This window comes from Acinetobacter sp. YH1901134 (assembly GCF_013416965.1).
Classification (GTDB): Bacteria; Pseudomonadota; Gammaproteobacteria; order Pseudomonadales; family Moraxellaceae; genus Acinetobacter; species Acinetobacter amyesii.
In genome coordinates, this window is record NZ_VPEW01000006.1 from 264,054 (window position 1) to 279,679 (window position 15,626).

Annotated in this window: 16 protein-coding genes; 11 read left to right on the forward strand and 5 right to left on the reverse strand. The window is 39.3% G+C overall.

What is annotated here, in order from left to right:
- The first annotated feature begins 115 nt into the window (after positions 1 to 115).
- The 4 genes from glyA to FTV50_RS08840 all read left to right on the forward strand — a co-directional run bounded on the left by glyA (position 116) and on the right by FTV50_RS08840 (position 3,965).
- Entirely contained in the window at positions 116 to 1,369 is a 1,254-nt protein-coding gene (glyA, locus tag FTV50_RS08825; RefSeq protein ID WP_111885761.1) for a serine hydroxymethyltransferase, read from the forward strand.
- A 160-nt stretch (positions 1,370 to 1,529) separates the two neighbouring features.
- Positions 1,530 to 1,934 carry a nucleoside diphosphate kinase regulator gene (gene rnk, locus FTV50_RS08830; protein ID WP_078192900.1) on the forward strand — a complete coding sequence of 135 codons (405 nt, stop codon included), beginning with the start codon at positions 1,530 to 1,532 and terminating at the stop codon, positions 1,932 to 1,934.
- 247 nt (positions 1,935 to 2,181) lie between these two features.
- Positions 2,182 to 3,144: a TauD/TfdA family dioxygenase gene (locus FTV50_RS08835; RefSeq protein ID WP_180024190.1), complete on the forward strand. Its 963-nt coding sequence runs from the start codon at positions 2,182 to 2,184 to the stop codon at positions 3,142 to 3,144.
- 116 nt (positions 3,145 to 3,260) lie between these two features.
- Positions 3,261 to 3,965 (forward strand): Crp/Fnr family transcriptional regulator, encoded by a 705-nt coding sequence (locus tag FTV50_RS08840; protein ID WP_180024191.1) that lies wholly within the window; start codon positions 3,261 to 3,263, stop codon positions 3,963 to 3,965.
- Between the two features lie 60 nt (positions 3,966 to 4,025).
- On the opposite strand, the gene FTV50_RS08845 is transcribed toward FTV50_RS08840, so the two are convergent.
- Positions 4,026 to 4,514 carry a TIGR00645 family protein gene (locus tag FTV50_RS08845; protein ID WP_078189122.1) on the reverse strand — a complete coding sequence of 163 codons (489 nt, stop codon included), beginning with the start codon at positions 4,512 to 4,514 and terminating at the stop codon, positions 4,026 to 4,028.
- Positions 4,515 to 4,841: 327 nt separating this feature from the next.
- Between FTV50_RS08845 and FTV50_RS08850 the strand changes: the two genes are divergently transcribed.
- From FTV50_RS08850 to FTV50_RS08860, 3 genes are read left to right on the forward strand one after another with little or no spacing between them, the layout of a single operon-like run.
- Positions 4,842 to 5,633, forward strand: coding sequence for a tellurium resistance protein (locus tag FTV50_RS08850; RefSeq protein ID WP_180024192.1), 792 nt, complete (start codon positions 4,842 to 4,844; stop codon positions 5,631 to 5,633).
- A 16-nt stretch (positions 5,634 to 5,649) separates the two neighbouring features.
- Positions 5,650 to 6,780, forward strand: coding sequence for a toxic anion resistance protein (locus tag FTV50_RS08855; RefSeq protein ID WP_180024193.1), 1,131 nt, complete (start codon positions 5,650 to 5,652; stop codon positions 6,778 to 6,780).
- 41 nt (positions 6,781 to 6,821) lie between these two features.
- A complete protein-coding gene (locus FTV50_RS08860) occupies positions 6,822 to 7,742 on the forward strand; it encodes a hypothetical protein (RefSeq protein WP_180024212.1) in 921 nt (306 codons plus the stop codon).
- Positions 7,743 to 7,827: 85 nt separating this feature from the next.
- Here the strand turns inward: FTV50_RS08860 and FTV50_RS08865 are convergent, their stop codons facing one another.
- On the reverse strand, positions 7,828 to 8,436 hold the full coding sequence (locus FTV50_RS08865; RefSeq protein WP_180024194.1) for a DsbA family protein: 609 nt from the start codon (positions 8,434 to 8,436) through the stop codon (positions 7,828 to 7,830).
- A 433-nt stretch (positions 8,437 to 8,869) separates the two neighbouring features.
- On the opposite strand from FTV50_RS08865, the gene ahpF reads away from it, so the two are divergent.
- Positions 8,870 to 10,435: an alkyl hydroperoxide reductase subunit F gene (ahpF, locus tag FTV50_RS08870; RefSeq protein WP_180024195.1), complete on the forward strand. Its 1,566-nt coding sequence runs from the start codon at positions 8,870 to 8,872 to the stop codon at positions 10,433 to 10,435.
- A 282-nt stretch (positions 10,436 to 10,717) separates the two neighbouring features.
- Here the strand turns inward: ahpF and FTV50_RS08875 are convergent, their stop codons facing one another.
- The 3 genes from FTV50_RS08875 to FTV50_RS08885 form a co-directional block, all read right to left on the reverse strand.
- Positions 10,718 to 10,972 carry a YfhL family 4Fe-4S dicluster ferredoxin gene (locus FTV50_RS08875; protein WP_078194533.1) on the reverse strand — a complete coding sequence of 85 codons (255 nt, stop codon included), beginning with the start codon at positions 10,970 to 10,972 and terminating at the stop codon, positions 10,718 to 10,720.
- Between the two features lie 9 nt (positions 10,973 to 10,981).
- Positions 10,982 to 12,376: a tRNA 5-hydroxyuridine modification protein YegQ gene (gene yegQ / locus FTV50_RS08880; protein WP_180024196.1), complete on the reverse strand. Its 1,395-nt coding sequence runs from the start codon at positions 12,374 to 12,376 to the stop codon at positions 10,982 to 10,984.
- A gap of 80 nt (positions 12,377 to 12,456) precedes the next feature.
- Positions 12,457 to 12,873: a Cd(II)/Pb(II)-responsive transcriptional regulator gene (locus FTV50_RS08885; RefSeq protein WP_180024197.1), complete on the reverse strand. Its 417-nt coding sequence runs from the start codon at positions 12,871 to 12,873 to the stop codon at positions 12,457 to 12,459.
- Between the two features lie 76 nt (positions 12,874 to 12,949).
- Between FTV50_RS08885 and FTV50_RS08890 the strand changes: the two genes are divergently transcribed.
- The 3 genes from FTV50_RS08890 to FTV50_RS08900 all read left to right on the forward strand — a co-directional run.
- Positions 12,950 to 13,585 (forward strand): cation transporter, encoded by a 636-nt coding sequence (locus tag FTV50_RS08890; RefSeq protein ID WP_180024198.1) that lies wholly within the window; start codon positions 12,950 to 12,952, stop codon positions 13,583 to 13,585.
- A gap of 301 nt (positions 13,586 to 13,886) precedes the next feature.
- Positions 13,887 to 14,450: a TetR/AcrR family transcriptional regulator gene (locus tag FTV50_RS08895; protein ID WP_168379321.1), complete on the forward strand. Its 564-nt coding sequence runs from the start codon at positions 13,887 to 13,889 to the stop codon at positions 14,448 to 14,450.
- Positions 14,451 to 15,136: 686 nt separating this feature from the next.
- Positions 15,137 to 15,626: phage late control D family protein (locus tag FTV50_RS08900; protein WP_373683682.1), on the forward strand; the 490-nt coding region annotated here is incomplete at its 3' end.

Here is a 15,626-nt window from a genome sequence, read left to right on the forward strand (position 1 = left end):
GCATTATTTATTTAAAAACAGCACAAACTTCCCTCTCTCATTTCTAAAACTTCATGCTACAATACGCGCCAATCTTAGCACGGCTTAAAAGCCCTAATTTAATAGGACCTCGCTAATGTTTGCCAACACCTCTATTGCTCAATTTGACCCTGAATTAGCTCAAGCGATCTCGAATGAAGATGCTCGCCAAGAAGCGCACATTGAGTTAATCGCTTCAGAAAACTACTGTTCACCTGCAGTAATGGAAGCTCAAGGTTCAAAACTTACTAACAAATATGCAGAAGGCTACCCTGGTAAACGCTACTACGGCGGTTGCGAGTATGTAGACGTGATCGAACAATTGGCCATTGACCGTGCTAAAGAATTGTTTGGTGCAGATTATGCAAACGTTCAACCACACGCTGGTTCACAAGCAAACTCTGCAGTTTACCTTGCGCTACTTAACCCAGGCGATACAGTTTTAGGTATGAGCTTGGCTCACGGTGGTCACTTGACTCACGGTGCTAAAGTTAGCTTCTCTGGTAAAACTTACAACGCAATTCAATACGGTTTGAACCCAGAAACTGGCGAAATCGACTATGAAGAAGTTGAACGTTTAGCTGAAGAACACAAGCCAAAAATGATCGTGGCTGGTTTCTCTGCGTATAGCCAAGTTGTTGATTGGCAACGTTTCCGAGATATCGCGGACAAAGTTGGTGCTTACTTATTCGTAGATATGGCTCACGTAGCTGGTCTTGTTGCTGCTGGTGTTTACCCAAGCCCAGTACAAATTGCTGACGTAACTACAACGACTACACATAAAACACTTCGTGGTCCACGTTCTGGTTTAATCCTTGCGAAAGCAAACGAAGAAATCGAGAAAAAATTACAATCAGCTGTATTCCCAGGTAACCAAGGTGGTCCTTTAGTTCACGCTGTAGCGGCTAAAGCGATCTGCTTCAAAGAAGCAATGGCGCCTGAATATAAAGCTTACCAACAACAAGTTGTTAAGAATGCGCAAGCAATGGCTGAAGTTCTAATCGAACGTGGTTATGATGTTGTTTCTGGCGGTACTAAGAACCATTTGTTCTTATTATCTTTAATTAAACAAGACATTACTGGTAAAGATGCCGATGCTTGGTTAGGTGCTGCTCACATTACTGTGAACAAAAACTCAGTACCAAACGACCCACGTTCTCCATTCGTGACTTCGGGTATCCGTATCGGTACTCCTGCTGTAACAACACGTGGTTTTGGCGAAGCTGAAGTACGTGACCTTGCAGGCTGGATCGCTGACGTTCTAGATAGCAAAGGTGACGAAGCTGTGATTGCTGCAGTGAAAGAAAAAGTTGCTGCTGTTTGCGCTAAATTTCCAGTTTACGCAAAATAAGTCTGACTTGAGAAAGCCCCCTCAAGGGGGCTTTTTTTATGTCATCAGAAAAATTCAAAAGTTATCTAAACATTTATATTTCTGTTATAACGGAATAAGAGATAACAAAAAATTTGCCCATCGCTATAGATCTGTTGGCAAGGTCGCAAAGGAACTTTATATGAAAAAACCCAATATTATTCTTTCAGAACAAGATTTACATCGTTTAGAAACCATGTTGGAGCATCAGTCTAAGCTGACGCCGACGATGGAGCATTTGGAAGATGAGATGGCGCGCGCTGAAGTGGTTGCTCCACAAGATGTCCCTGCCAATGTGGTGAGTATGAATGCCAAAGTTCTCATTAACATTGCACCTGCGACAGAAGCAACCGAAATTACACTGGTCTATCCACATGATTTTCGTGGCGATAAAGGTCAAGTCAATGTTTTGGCTCCAGTGGGCGCTGCCATTTTAGGTTTGGCTGAAGGGCAGGAAATAGAATGGCCGCAGCCTGATGGTCATACCATGAAAGTCAAAATCATTAAAGTGCTCTATCAACCTGAGCGTGAAGGGAATTATCTATAATTCCGCTGTGATATACAGATATAATCCGCACACAAAGCCATCGATACCGATGGCTTTTTTATTTTTTCTTTATTGCATTTTTAGATATGAAATGTGCAAATGTTGTTAAGCAGATTTCATTACAACTATAGCAGTTTAACTTGGGAAAACTGTCAAATAATTGACAGAGTCATGGGCACGAAGTCGGCACACTTTATTTCAACAACACCATCGTTGCTTAATAATTTGAAGAATAAGGTAGAGCCCTATGACACAATTAGAATCGAATCATTACAATCCAGACTATCAATATCAGCATATTGAAGTAAAACCTGTAACTGGTCGTATTGGTGCCGAAATTAATGGCATTCAGTTGTCTGGAAGTTTAGACAAAAGCGTGGTCGATGAATTTAATCATGCACTATTAAAATATAAAGTTGTATTTGTGCGTGGGCAGCAAGATCTCACCGATTTAGAACAAGAAGCCTTTGCACGACTTTTAGGAAATCCGTTGAATCACCCAAGTGTGCCACTCAAAGATGGTACAGCACATACGTTGTCAATTGACTCACGTGGTGGGCGCGCAGATTCGTGGCATACCGATATTACGTTTTTGCCCAATTATCCTAAAGCCACAATTTTAAGAAATGTAGTTGCACCTGAACATGGTGGCGATACAGTTTGGGCCAATACCGTGACCGCTTATGAAGATTTAAGTCCTGAGCTGCAAAAGTTGGCGGAACAATTACGCGCGGTGCATAGCAACAGTTATGACTATGCAACACCGAAAGGTCAGTACAATGAAGAAGGTCGCCACTTATTCCGTACAGCGGTAGAAGTAGAAACAGAGCATCCTTTGGTGCGTGTACATCCTGAAACAGGTGAAAAAAGTTTGGTTTTGGGGCACTTCTTTAAACGCTTCAGTGGATATAGTCCGGCACAGTCACGTCGTTTATTTGAACTGTTTCAAGAGCAAATCGTGCAATGGGAAAATGTTGTGCGTTGGCGCTGGGCGGTAGGTGATGTTGCGATTTGGGACAATCGTGCGACGCAGCACCGTGCCATCAATGACTATGGGGACGCGCTTCGTATCGCCTCACGTGTCACTATCGAGGGCGATGTGCCTGTCGATGTAAATGGTCAGCCGAGTACTGTATTGAAAAACATTCAAAACACGGACATTTCAAACTTGCGTTCTGAAGCTGGCCGTATTTATGAGAAAGCATCTTAAGTATGAGAGCGTCATTAAAACAGCACAAAAATAGATAAATAATGCGAAAAACAATGGTTTTACATTTTTCAGCACTTGCCTAAGATCAATGAGATCTTAGGCATTTTTTTATAGACGTGAGCGATCAAAAGAACACAGCCCAACAGCATTTGTTGCAAATTTTGCGTAATGAAGACATCTTTCAGGGCTTTAGCGATCGGACTTTAGAACAGCTTGTGCAACAGGTGAAATATTCACGGTTTCATGCGCAGCAGCACATCTTAAAACAACAACAAATCGTGCAAGATATTTATATTTTGCTTTCAGGTACGCTACAAATTGGTTGGTTGCAAAATAATGGTGAATTGATTGTAAATGACTATATTCGTCGTCAGTCGGTATTTAATTTTGTCGCAGTCTTACAACAAAAGCCGTTGAATTATGATTATTTTGCTGCGACACACGTCGAGGTGGCAATCATTTCTGGAACAATGTTTTTAGCGGTTTTACAGCATGATTCGCAGGCGCTTTGGAATGTCGTGCAATCTCTCAGTCGACGCATGTATTTGATGTTTGAGCATAATCGTTATTTGAGAACAGCAACGCTAGAGCAGCGTATTGCTAGACATTTGATTCGACTCTATGAGCAATATGGATGTCGGCAGGAAATTCCCCTGAAACTCAGTCAGCAGGAATTTGCAGAGTCTTTTAATATTTCACGCCAAACGTTGAATAAACATCTGCAGCAATTTGTCCAAACACAAGTGATCGCGTGGAATTATGGACAAATCGTGATCTTGGATCTTGATCGTTTAAGGCGAATGAGTGAACTTGATGAATAACTGGATTTAAAATTTGACGAGAAGCCATAATCGCAAATGGCTTCATTGATCTTACATAGATTAGTGCTTACTGATTTTATCCAAGTAACCCATCATAAAAGCAGAAAAAACAAAGGTTAAATGCATGATGATGTACCACATGATTTTGTCATTGGGGATGTTTTTCGCATCCATAAAAATACGCAATAAATGAATCGAAGAAATTGCCACGATTGATGCTGCAACTTTGAGTTTTAATGAATTGGCATCCATGGTGCCGAGCCAGTTCAAGCGATTGGTCGATTCATTAATTTTTAATTGCGAAACAAAGTTTTCATAGCCTGAAAACATCACCATCACAATCAGTCCGCCCACCATAGTCATATCGACCAAAGAGAGGATGACTAAAATCAGGTCAGCTTCTGAATATTCTAAAATATGCGGAAGGACATGAATGACTTCTTGGAAAAATTTAATCGCGAGCAGTAGCAGTGCAAAGGATAAACCAAAGTACACGGGAGCCAGAATCCAACGTGCTGCATACATTGTATTATGGAAAAAACGTTCCATTTAAGCCTCTAAAATTATTGATCTAATATTTGGTTCTAAAGTATATGGATTAAATTTTACGATAATTTTGATAATAATTCATGTAGAGTCAGTTGTTTAATTTAAATCTAGATTGAATCTTTGGGTATCTTAAGCTTGAATTCATCTGTGTAGGTCATCATATCCATTCAAATGATGCTGTATGGCTGCTTTGGCGGATCTATAGGCAACGGTTGAATTTGATGGCGAAATTTGACTGATGAAATAGATGTATTTTTTGCAAAATACTACAAGACTTTTATGGCAAAACTTGTAGTATAAAAATGATTTTATTGAGTTTAATTGGCTATGTCACAAATTGATGTATTGGTGCCGTTAAAGGATATTACGGTAGATCGGGCTGAAGTGCTTTCGATTAAGCGGAATGACCTTGTGCCATTACTGACCGATCAATATCGTCTAAATCATTATGCAGATCAATTAATTCAAGCACAGTCGGTGCTGCTAGATGGTGTTGACCCTCAGTTGACGAAACAACTTAGTCAAACCATTGAGCAGTTGATTCAAGCCTTAGCCAATTCAAAAAAATATTTAAAAACACGCAAATTTAATGCCCTGCAAAAATGGTTAGGCATTGATTTGGAGTATGGTTCAGGACAAATTGAATATTATAAAAATCTGGATCAATTGCTTGATCGGGCAAATCATCTGAGCCAAAAACTACAGTTAGAAATTCAAAAGTCCCAAGCACGTTTTAATCAACTACAAGGCTTACGTGAGCAAATGGCGCGCTATATCGTCGCGGCTGAAGAGTTCTTGGTGGAATACCCACAGTTTGTGAAAAATCAGCATCCGCTTGACAACTTTGCAGAACGTTTATCGAAAAAGGTGAATACGTTGCAAACCTTACAAGCCAGTAATGATATTGCGATTACGCAAATGCAGCTTTCTCAGCAGCTTTCTTTTGAATTATTAGATCGATATAAGGAAGCTCAGCAGGTGTTGATTCCAGCATGGCAATATCATGTGAAACAAAGTCGTCAAAGTAACTCGACAAGTTCATTGGAAAAGCTTGATAATAGCCGTGAAAATTTGATTAAAACTTTAAAAAAATCATTAGAGAATTCCTCTAAGTCTTAGAAATATAAGGTGAGTTATGACCGATTTAGATGCCAAAAATTTACCCGTTGAAGTAAGCAAAGAATTGACTGAAGAAAAATTTCAGCAACTCAATTTGCAGGAAATTGGCTTACAAACTTCCGATTTTCACGAAGTCGAAGCTGCACGTAAGGAATTGGCAGATTTAAGTCATAATAGTGTTGCCGAATACGGTAAAAACATTGCCACCAAGACGTCGACCTATACCGATGAATTATTAAATTTGGTGCAAAATAAAGATCTAGATGCGACAGGTCAAAAGCTCAATCAGGTGGTACAAGTCGCACAGCAATTGAATACCACGAGCATTTTAAATAAATCTAAAAGCTCAGGATTTTTTGGTGGTTTACTGAGTAAATTTAAAGGTGCCAAGCAAAGTTTTGATCAGCACTTTAATACCACCAAAGAGCAAATTGATGCGTTGGTTAAAGAAATTGAAACTTCGCAAAATGGCTTAAAAACGCGTGTAAATACCTTAGATAAAATGTTTGAAGGCGTGCAAGACGAATATAAACAATTAGGGGTGTATATCGCCGCAGGTAAGTTGAAAGAGCAAGAAATTCAACAGGAAATTGCAAGCTTAACCACTCAAGTTCAAGATCAAACCACTACGCAAAAAATCTATGACCTCAATCATTTGGCAAATAATCTTGAAAAACGTGTGAGTGATTTACAGATCTTGCAACAGTCTGCAATGCAGACCTTGCCGATGATTCGCATTATTCAATCCAACAATTTGATGTTGGTCGATAAGTTTTATGCAATTAAAAACATCACATTACCTGCATGGAAAAACCAAATTAGCTTAGCGATTTCATTGCAAGAACAAAAGAACAGCGTGCAATTGGCAAATAGCATTGATGATGCGACCAATGACCTATTAAAACGCAATGCAGATTTGTTGCATCAAAACTCTGTCGATACAGCGAAAGCCAATCAGCGTTCAGTGATTGATATCGAAACACTTGAACATGTGCAAAATACCCTCATTAAAACCGTTAATGATGTGATTCAAATTCAGAAAGAAGGTGTACAAAAGCGTGAAGAAGCGACGACACGTATTCGTGCCTTACAAAACAATTTGAATCATTTAGTGATTGAATCGAGTGGTTCAAACCCTTCTTCATAAACGGTGAGGGAGGTGAAAATATAATCTGAAGGAGTATGTCTTTGCCTCCCATTGATGAATATGCGCTAAATCCGCAGCAACTGGAAACAGGGCTTCAAACCATTAAGAAGCGTCAACGTAATTTAACGTTATTGACCTTAACCAGTGTTTCTGTGCTGATCGTTTCGGCTGTGATGTTGTTTATTCAGCATGATATGGTTTATAGCTTTTTTGGCCTAAGTTCTAGCGTACAGCAACTGCATATTCCCGTTAGTGCAGGTGATTTGACATATCAACTCGGTGAGTCTTCCGACTATTTTTTAAACTTTTTATCCTTTATTGGTTGGTTATTTCTCAAACTCATCGTTTCATTTATTGGCGCATTTTTCTTGGTTGGTTTTCTAAAAAAATTTCAATTTTTTAGAATTCGATTCCAATCTTTTGTATTGAAATTTGTCGGCTGGATTTTATCGTTTATTGTGCTTTGGTCAGGCTTAACTTATGTGCAATATGACCTTAATCATGATGACCGTGCAGCAGATCAAAAATTGGTACATTATGAAAAAAATATTCAGGAAAGCCAGCTGGCTTTCGAAATTGAAGATGCACAATTGGCAAAACCTGTGCAAGCCTATTTACTTGCACAAGCTGCTTTGATGCATAAGCCTGTAGATCGTGCGACAGCAATTCCTTTGGTACAATCCTTAATCAATACCGAGCAACAAAATCCAGCAAAATTCCGTGAATACGGTTTTCAGCCTGAACAGCTCTGGGCGATGCAAAATCAGCTATTTGATAAAACCATGACACCGATGGCGCAAAGCGTGGAAAAACAAGTTCAGCAAGCCAATGTAGTAGAAGTTGTTGTACGTTGGGTGTTGATCGCCGTGATGGTACTCACGCTGGTTTTGAGCTTAATTTTGTATCTACTATCTCAGCATTTCAAATCACGGATTAATCGAATTGAGCAGGGACTTCATTAACAGGCCTATTTTCTTTTTAGATCATTGCATTGCTCAGAATAAAAATCCCCATCAAATTGTATGGGGATTTTTGATCTTAGGTAGATTAACTTGCGCGATGAAAAAGTTGTCGAAGTTCCTGTGTAGAAAAAGTCTGATCATTTACTTCGCCATCCACAAGGTAAAAAGGAATGGGGTGCTGTCCCTTTGATTTTACATACTGTGTAATTTCATGCTGACGGTCTGCAATATCTTTATGTTGAATTGAGCGCAGTACTTTTGAGCCATCTAAACCAATGCCTTCAATAATGCTTTTTAAAACGTGAATATCAGCAATATTTTGACCGTGTGCAAATAATGCATGGAATAAGGCTTGAGTCAGGGCATATTGATCCAGAATATTGTCCAAGGCCAAAATAGCTTGATGAGCCAGTTGACTGTTTGGCATACGTTTCATGTGCTCAATATTGACAATCACATCTTCGCTATAAGCGGCGAACTTCGTCATTTCGAGTTTTCGCTTTGCTGCACTCGCACCATACTTATCGGTTAAATACTGCAGCACATCTAAGCCTTGTTCAGGAATTTCTGGAACGCGTTGAATCGGTAATAGCTCTACACGGGTTGCTGTATGTTCATTCCAGTTTTGTTTTAACTTTTGAAATGCGACATAACTCATGGGATAAACAATATCAAAGACAAATTCAATTTTCATTATTCTGCTCATTATTGATTTTATACATGTAGATCGATGGCTGATTGATACAAGGGATTGATTGCGGCTTTATTGATAGAACTTATAAGCAGTCAAATCATCTGATATTTCATTTGATTTAAAGCCGACTTGCTGAAATTAAACTTAAAGCTTTATAAGGGTTTTGTAATTGATCAGGTCGTGCGTATGTCTTGCATTGGCTTGGTTTAATTTCAATAAAAAAGAAAAAAATGAGGGATTTATCACGATATATGTGTACGAAATAAATTATTTTAATGTTAATATATTCCCATATATTTATGATTTAGAAAGAAATTTAATCAATTGATTTGTAAAACCGATTAATTTTATAAAAACAAACCGTTTCACCTATTTAATGGTTTGTTCTATCATTCTCTCATCAAATAAATTTACTCCTCTGGAGACGTTAGCAATGTTAGATCAAAATACTTCTGCTCAATTAAAAACCTTACTTGAACGCCTTGAAGGCCCGATTGAAATCGTCGCGACTTTAAACGGCACGGACAAATCAGACAAAATTAAAGAATTGGTGACTGAAGTTGCTGCTTTATCTGATTTAGTGACTGCACGTTTTGACGGTAACAACAGCCGTGCGCCAAGCTTTGGTATTGCAAAAGCAGGTGAAACACCACGTGTATTCTTCGCAGGTCTACCAATGGGCCACGAGTTCACTTCTTTGATCTTGGCATTGTTACAAACCTCTGGCTATGCACCGAAAGTCTCTGACGAAGTACTGAACACCATCAAAGGTCTCGGTCTTAAAACTGACTTTGATGTGTTCGTATCTTTAAGCTGCCATAACTGTCCTGACGTGGTTCAAGCCTTGAACCTGATTGCGATCTACAACCCTGGTACAACTGCAACCATGATTGATGGTGCATTCTTCCAAGACGAAGTTGAAGAACGCAAAATCATGGCTGTACCGATGGTCTTTCAAGACGGCAACCACATCGGTCAAGGTCGTATGACTTTGGAAGAAATCATTGCTAAATTAGACACCAACTCTGCTGCAAAAGATGCTGAAAAGCTAAATGCCAAAGAAGCATTTGATGTCCTTGTGATTGGGGGTGGCCCTGCAGGTAATACTTCTGCAATCTATGCAGCACGTAAAGGTATCAAAACCGGTATCGTAGCTGAACGCATGGGCGGTCAGGTCATGGATACCATGGACATTGAAAACTTCACGTCGATTCAAAAGACACAAGGTCCTAAGTTTGCTGCTGAAATGGAAGCACATGTACGTGAGTACGGTGTGGACATCATGAACTTGCAACGTGTATCTGACATCAAAGGTGCAGATGAAACAGCCAATGGCTTGATTGAAGTGACTTTAGAGAATGGTGCAAAACTTGAATCTAAAGCAGTGATTCTTTCAACAGGTGCACGTTGGAGAGAAATGAACGTTCCGGGTGAACAAGAATACCGTACTCGTGGTGTTGCATACTGCCCACACTGTGACGGTCCATTGTTCAAAGGTAAACGTGTTGCGGTGATCGGTGGTGGTAACTCAGGTGTCGAAGCGGCGATTGACCTTGCAGGTATTGTGGAACATGTAACGCTAGTTGAGTTTGATACTAAGCTTCGTGCTGACCAAGTCCTTCAAGACAAGTTAAACAGCTTGCCGAATACCACTGTGATCATGAATGCATTGTCTACAGAAGTGGTTGGTGATGGTTCACAAGTGACTGCACTAAACTATAAAGACCGTGCAACAGATGAAATCAAAACGATTGAATTGGCAGGTATCTTCGTACAAATCGGTTTGTTACCAAATACTGATTTCTTAAAAGAAACAGCGGTTGAACTTTCAAACCGTGGTGAGATCGTAATTAACGAGCGCAACGAAACCAATGTAAAAGGTGTATTTGCTGCCGGTGACTGTACAACAGTACCTTACAAACAAATCATCATTGCGACAGGTGAAGGCGCGAAAGCATCATTGTCTGCTTTTGATTACATCATCCGTTCGGGTCAATAAAAGAAAGGCCAGTGTGTTTCGAGAAACACGCTGGCCGCGCTGAATGTTGTCATTAGAATATTATTTTTCTTAATATTCTCGTTTTACAGGAACTTTGGATGCTAACACCGGAGTTCCTTTTTTTTGTCTGCAAAATTAGGATTCAAAAATGTCCCCACACATTTTGAACCCTATTCGTTGCCCAGCTATTTTTGTTTTACAACCTTATTTTTATACTTTCCCCAAGGTTGTTTCTCTATATAAAGTGGATTAAGCAAGTCTTACGCCAATCACACCATGCATTTAAGATTTAAATAAATTCAAACCCTTAAACTTCTCCAATAAATCAGTTTGGCTTTCGATATGCTCCGGATGCGGAATAATGCACTCAATCGGACAAACTGAAACGCAAGTTTGGTGCTCATAGAAACCGACACATTCAGTACAACGTGCGACATCAATTTCATAAATCTTTGAGCCTTCATAAATGGCATCATTGGGACATTCAGGTAGACACATGTCACAATTGATGCATTTATCTGTAATCAACAAAGCCATAAAGCGAACTCAAGCCTGATACGCTAAAGACGAAGCCGAAATATCTACGGTCGAATTGGGTAAATTACGAATCAGTAAGGCGTAGCGCATATCGACATCGGCAGGAACCGGAATATCCACGATATGACCTGAACCTTTGGCATCGTCAATTAGATTACCTTTTTTATCTTTCATTTCAGTTAAAACGAAGGTGATGTTGCCTGAAGTGGTCATCAGTTCTAAAGAATCACCCACAACAAAACGGTTTTTCACTTCGATTTTAAGAGAGTCGCCATTGCGTTCTAAAACTTCACCTACAAACTGTTGATGATCAAAACGTGAAGAACCGGTTTCATAGTTTTGATATTCACTATGAACATGGCGGCGTAGAAAACCTTCGGTATAACCACGATTCGCAAGGCCTTCAAGCTGAGACATGAGAGCAGGGTCAAACGGTTTGCCAGCAAGGGCATCATCGATGGCTTTACGATAAATTTGAGCGGTACGCGCACAGTAGAAGTAAGACTTGGTACGGCCTTCAATTTTTAAAGAATGAATGCCCATTTTGGTTAAACGGTCAACATGCTGTACAGCACGCAAGTCTTTCGAGTTCATGAAATAAGTGCCATGTTCATCTTCTTCGGCAGCAAACATGTCTTCTTCATTGCGTTGTAATAAAACCGGCTCGCCGAATTGGTGTTGTTCTAGGGCGTGTTGCTCATCGGCATTTTTATTATTGCAGCATGATGATTCTTTAATTTGTGTGACTGGAATAACATCACCAGTTTCATCTTCAACTGCATCGTGAATTTTATAATCCCAACGGCATGCATTGGTACATGCACCTTGGTTTGCATCACGTTTATTCATGTAGCCAGAAAGTAAGCAACGACCGGAGTAAGCCATACATAATGCACCATGTACGAAAACTTCAATTTCCATATCAGGTACATTGTGTTTAATTTCTTCAATTTCTTCGATTGATAATTCACGTGACAGAATGACACGTGTCAGTCCCATATTTTTCCAAAATTTAACCGTTGCCCAGTTCACCGCATTGGCTTGTACAGACAAATGAATGGATACTTCTGGAAAATGTTCACGCACCATCATGATCAGACCAGGGTCAGACATGATCAGTGCATCAGGATTCATGGCAACCACAGGTTCAAGGTCACGGATGAAATTTTTCAGTTTTGAGTTATGCGGTTGGATGTTTACCACCACATAAAACTTTTTACCTAAAGCATGGGCTTCTTCAATGCCAATTTTTAAATTGTCATGGTCGAAAGCATTATTGCGCACACGTAAGCTATATCGCGGCTGACCTGCATACACGGCATCTGCGCCATAAGCAAATGCGTAGCGCATGTTTTTCAATGAGCCAGCAGGTGAGAGAAGTTCGGTTACGTGTTGAATCGTCATGTCAATAAAGGCATAAAAAATTTATGGCTTTATTGTAGTGATCTAAAAAAAGGTTTCAACCAAGTATTTTAGTTGGGTTTTCAAGATATTCCGTTTTCCAGATGTTTTAAAATTTGGCAATCATAGATTTGGCTGGTTTCATTACAACTGGCACGGAGCTCACTTAACTGTATTTTAAAATTTTCTAATTCTTTAATTTTTTCAGAAACTTGAAGAATGTGATTGTCAATTAATTCATTCACGGCATGACAGCTTTGTGTAGGTGATTGCTCAAGTTCAAGCAGGGTTTGAATCTCGGTGAGAGAAATATCGAGGTTTCGACAGCGCTTAATAAAAACCAAACGTTTGTACATTTCTTCATCATAATAGCGATAATTGTTGTCTGCGCGGAAGCTAGGTTTCAGCAGTTTTTTCTTTTCATAAAAGCGAATACTGTCAACGCTTACCCCAGATTTGGTGGACAATTCTTTAATCAAATAATGTTTTTGTACGTTCATGCTTGACCTTGGAGTGAGTCCATAGTTTTGAATAAGAATAATACAAATCCATTGATTTTTAAATTGGAGCACATTTATGGCATGTACATGTAGTCATGAGCCAGCACCAAGCAAACCCAACAGTAAATTTCGTATCGCGCTTTGGATCGCCTTAATCATTAACGCCATGATGTTTTTGGTGGAACTGATTGGCGGGGCTTATGCACATTCTTCTGCGCTTTGGGCGGACTCGTTAGATTTCTTTGGTGATGCTGTTAATTATGGAGTTTCATTAGCCGTGCTAGGCGCCAGTTTATATTGGCGTGCAACAGTTGCCTTGGTTAAAGGTTTTGTCATGGCAGCGTTTGGGATCGTGGTCATTGCCAAAGTGCTCTATGCCTATGCAAATGGGATCGCACCTGAACCGATCACCATGGGGGTGATTGGTATCTTGGCTTTAGCCGCTAATGTCATCTGTGCATACGTCTTATATGCCTTCCGTGAAGGTGACTCCAATATGCAATCCGTTTGGCTATGTAGCCGTAATGATGCGATTGGTAACGTCGCGGTGATCTTGGCGGCTGTTGGGGTATTTGGTGCAGGCAGTCTATGGCCAGATTTGATTGTGGCCGCAATCATGGCAATTTTAGGTTTAACGGGCGGTTATCAGGTGATTCGAAAAGCATTACAAGAGCGTAAGCAAAAAGACATTCTGAGTACCCCTTGCTCTTAAATTATTCCTCTTAATTTCACCGTTAATAGCATTCATTTAAGCAAGGTTTTTAACGCAGATGAAGAGTCGTTAAGTCGCTAGTTGATATTAAAATAGCAGTCAGTTTTATACTAATTTTTCCTGACTGCTAATTCGATAAATCTTCTGAAATCAGACTGTATTAAATGGGATGCTGAGGTTTTATCTAAAGACTCCAATTAAGTTATGCTTTACAATAGCGCGCGAAAATCATGTTTAAAAATTAGGTTTTCTACCTTAAAAGCTTTATGTTTAGGCCCCATTGGTGCATCAGGTAAATTAAATGTCGAAAAAGCAAGACATCATTAACGTTGCGCTCCAACTCTTCAATTCTTATAGCTATAACTCGATTGGTATAGATCGAATTATTGGGGAATCGGGCGTTGCTAAAATGACGTTTTATAAATATTTCCCCTCTAAAGCCAAATTAATTGAAGAATGTCTCGTGATTCGAAATCTTAATTTACAGGAATCACTTGAAGCTGCTATTGCAGAATGTGATCCAGAAGACCATCTTTCGCATATTAAAACCATTTTTGCTTGGTACGATGCTTGGTTTCATACCGCCGATTTCAATGGTTGTATGTTTCAAAAAGCAGTAGAAGAAATATCTAAAGTTTATCCGTCTTCATTGCAACCTGCGATCGACTATAAAGACTGGCTCAAATCAAAACTAAGTACTGCCTTACAAAATCTGGGCATTCAGCAAACTGAACAACTTGCTGCATTTCTGAGTAGTATTTTGGATGGCATGACCATTCAAGCCCAAATTGACCCCAACCAAGTGCATTTAGCAGATTATTGGAAGCGAGTTGAAACCTTAATTCGTTTGGAATTGGCCGCTTAAAATTTGCTTGTAGGCATCTGGGTTTTAAATCTAGAGACGACATATTTGTATTGATTAACAATCAATTTTTTTCACATAACTTAAGATTCTAAGAAAATAAAAAGCGCGATTATTTGGGGTAATCGCGCTTTGCTGACAACTGTGTGTTCAAATCATTCACTTTGTTAGCTTAAGTCAATGATTTGATTTTCGAACGTTTTATACGTTTTCTCTCATTTATATTTTTACCCTCTGAATGTTAAATTCATTCGGTTTTTGCAGCAAAATAGACAGACTTGTCTGTTTTTTTTGAATTATAGGGGATCTTAGGTGAATTACAAGACAGGAAAGAAAGGGTTGTGTGTTTTTTAATCTAGCTTAAGTTTAAATTAATCTACTATTTTTAAAGATAATATTAAAAATTTGATCATTAAGCTCGATGTAAATTAGATGATAAAACTATTTTTACACTTGTGTGAATGACGTTGCTTGTTGGATGCAAGTGCATGGTCTAAAACCATTTTGTGAATATTTTATATGCAATAAGTATTTAGTGAGTGGGTTCTCAGCTTTTTATTTTTAAGTGAATTTTTGAATCGTGGATTTACATATCGAAACATCTTCTATGGTTTTAAGCATTAAGTTTATTGATGAATTTGACTAAACTAGCAGCAAAATTATTTCCATGATTACAATTTAGAATTTTTATTATGTTAGGCAAAATATTTGCTGTATTAGAACAATTGGGTCTATCCGCCCAAAAACGCGCTATTCATGTGCAATTTTCCAACCCTGCGTTGAATGAAGAACTTTTTATTCAACGTATTGATGGGGAGCATGTCTTAAACCAAGGCCTGCAAGCGACTTTGATTTGCCTATCTACCAATGCCCTTATTCCACTAAAACAATTTATTGGCGCACAGGTCGCGGTTGATCAAGTGACCGATCAGGGCGAACTCTTCCGCACCACGGGTATTATTACCGAAGCCACCCAAGGGCAGAGTGACGGTTCACTCACGCTATATAAACTCACTTTAGAAGATGCAACATCGCTGTGGCATAAGCGCCGCAACAGCCGTGTGTTTATGAACAAATCGGTGCGTGATGTCAGTGAGACTCTTTTTAAAGAATGGCAAAGCAAAAGTCCGCTCTTTGCTGCCAGTCTAACGCTAGATCTAAGCGGTTTAAGCCAAAACT